Raw genomic sequence first — 2,552 nt, 5'->3', positions numbered from 1 at the left:
AACCGACATGGTCCTCCCTTTGTTGGTGTTCGGTCATGCGCCACTCTAGGTCACGTCCTGTCCCGATTGCCGAACCCGTCCTACATTTTGGGCTTTCGCAGGCGATTCCGGCTTAGGCAGAACATTGGCATAAACTGGCACGCATGTACAGACGTTTCGCGCTCGACTTGGAATGGGACGCCGTGGCTGGACCGCACAATCGACGGCGCATCCTTGCTCGCCGGCGTGCGGAACTCAGGCACTGCGTTATCCCGCCGCTTGCAATTTCACGAGGTCGCCCCGCTGCAGGGCGACGGCAAACGCCTGATTCAGCCGTTGGATTCGACCGAGCCCATGCGCCTGTTTTGACGGAACATCTTTGACGAGAGATCGTCACTGAATCATTGTTTGCTATATATGTATCACAGTGTCATAACTATGAAATCATATTGTGGAATTGTGGTATATGAAGTTCGCATGACAACGATGTCACCGTTGGTAGGTGGACCAGTAGGTGCCGTTGCTGCCGGTGGTGGTGCTGAACTGCCGATGTGATTCAGTCCACCAGCCCACGCAGCAGCGCGATTTCGTCGCGGTGCGTGGTCGGCGTCTGCTCCTTGGTTTCGAGAATCATCGGGAGCTTGGCCATGGTCGGATCGTTGACCAGTCGCGTGAAGAACGGGATGCCGAGCTGCCCTTCGCCGATGTTGGCGTGACGGTCCTTATGCGAGCCGAGGCCGAACTGCGAATCGTTCACATGAATCGCCTTGACCCTGGCCAAGCCGATCACCTCATCCAACTGGCGCATCACGCCGTCGTAGTCGTTCTCCAAATCGTAGCCGGCATCCAACACATGGCAGGTGTCGAACGTGACGCCGACGTTCGCCTTGTTCTCCACGCCGTTCATGATCGTGGCGAGCTCCTCGAAGTTGCGCCCGCATTCCGTGCCTTTGCCGGCCATGGTCTCCAGAAGCACCATGACGCCATCCGCACGCTCGAACACCTGATTCAGCCCCTCGCTAATCAGCCGGCAGCCGGTCTCGGCGCCTTGGCCCACATGCGCGCCGGGATGAATGTTGATATATACCTCCTGGCCGGCCGCGCGGATGGCGGTCAGCAGCTCGATGTCCTCGGCCAACGCCTCGATCGCGAATGCGCGCTTGGCCTCATCCTTGCCGGCCAGATTGTAGACGTACGGCGCGTGGACGACCAACGGCCCATAGCCCTCAGCCTTCAGACGCGCACCGAACGCCGCCGCACCGGCCGGGTCGAGCGCCTTGGAACGTTTGCCATACGGAGATCGCGGGAAGAACGCGAACGCGGTGCCGCCCTCCTCATGGGAGCGTTCCAGCAGCGCATTCCATCCGCCGGCCGTCGACAGATGCGATCCGATATACAGTTCCGTCATTCCAAATTCCTCGTGTTCCACTCGCTGTTCGTGTTACCGCTATCATATGGTAGGAGGCATCGAGCGCCGCCCGCACAACCGACACGAGACACAACTGTTCACCCGACCAAAGGAGACCCGAGCATGGCGGCAGCCGGCACACCCAAGGACGATACCGGCCTTGAACGGAAGATGGAGTCGCGTCACCTGACGATGATCTCCCTGGGCGGCGTGATCGGCACCGGCCTGTTCGTCAGCTCCGGCTACGCGATTCATCAGGCGGGACCGTTGGGCGCGATCCTCGCTTACGCGGCCGGCTCCCTGCTCGTCTACTGCGTGATGGTGTCGTTGGGCGAGCTGTCCGTGGCCATGCCGTACGCCGGCAGCTTCCACATGTATGCGAAGCGGTTCATCGGCCCCGGCACCGCGTTCACCATCGCCATCCTGTATTGGCTGAACTGGGCGGTGGCGCTCGCATCGGAGTTCACGGCGGCCGGGCTGCTGATGCAGCGATGGTTTCCTCATTCGCCGTCCTGGGTGTGGTCGGCCGTGTTCATTGTGGTGGTGTTCGCGCTCAACATCATGTCCGTGCGGCTGTATGGTGAGGCGGAGTTCTGGTTCGCGTCGATCAAGGTGTTCGCCATCATCGCGTTTATTGTGATCGGCCTGCTGGCGATTTTCGGCGCCATACCGATTGCCGGCCATGATTCCGCGCCGTTGCTGGGCAACTTCGTGGCCGACGGCTGGTTCCCAAGCGGCATCGCACCTATTTTCTCGACTTTGCTGACCGTGGTGTTCGCGTTCTCCGGCACCGAAGTGGTGGGCGTGGCGGCCGGCGAAACCAAAGATCCATCGCGCGCGATTCCCAAAGCCGTGCACACCACGGTGCTGCGCCTGGCGATTTTCTTCATCGGCTCGATTCTGGTGATGGCGGCCTTGATCCCCTGGCACCAGGCCGGCGTGGACACGAGCCCGTTCGTGCTGGTGTTCCAGTCAATCGGTATGCCGTTCGCCGGCGACATCATGAACTTCGTGGTGCTCACGGCCGTGCTTTCCGCCGCGAACTCCGGCCTGTACGTGTGTTCGCGCATGGTATGGTCGCTGGCCAAGGAGCGGCTGATTCCCGAACGTTTCGCCAAGACGAATTTCCGTGGTGTGCCGGTGTGGGCCGTGCTGTTCAGCATGG

General features: G+C 60.9%; 2 protein-coding genes. One reads left to right on the top strand and one right to left on the bottom strand.

From position 1 onward, the window contains the following. Positions 1–535 precede the first annotated feature (535 nt). Complete coding sequence (locus Q5H33_RS08385; protein WP_302424009.1) at positions 536–1,387, bottom strand: deoxyribonuclease IV; 852 nt, start codon at positions 1,385–1,387, stop codon at positions 536–538. Between the two features lie 123 nt (positions 1,388–1,510). Here Q5H33_RS08385 and Q5H33_RS08380 point away from each other — a divergent pair. Beyond that, positions 1,511–2,552 (top strand): amino acid permease (locus Q5H33_RS08380; RefSeq protein WP_302424007.1); only part of this gene is annotated, 1,042 nt, incomplete at its 3' end.

The sequence above is a fragment of the uncultured Bifidobacterium sp. genome (assembly GCF_959020145.1).
Lineage (GTDB): Bacteria > Actinomycetota > Actinomycetes > Actinomycetales > Bifidobacteriaceae > Bifidobacterium.
Note: the sequence above shows the minus strand (reverse complement) of the source record. Positions and strands in the feature narration are given on the sequence as shown.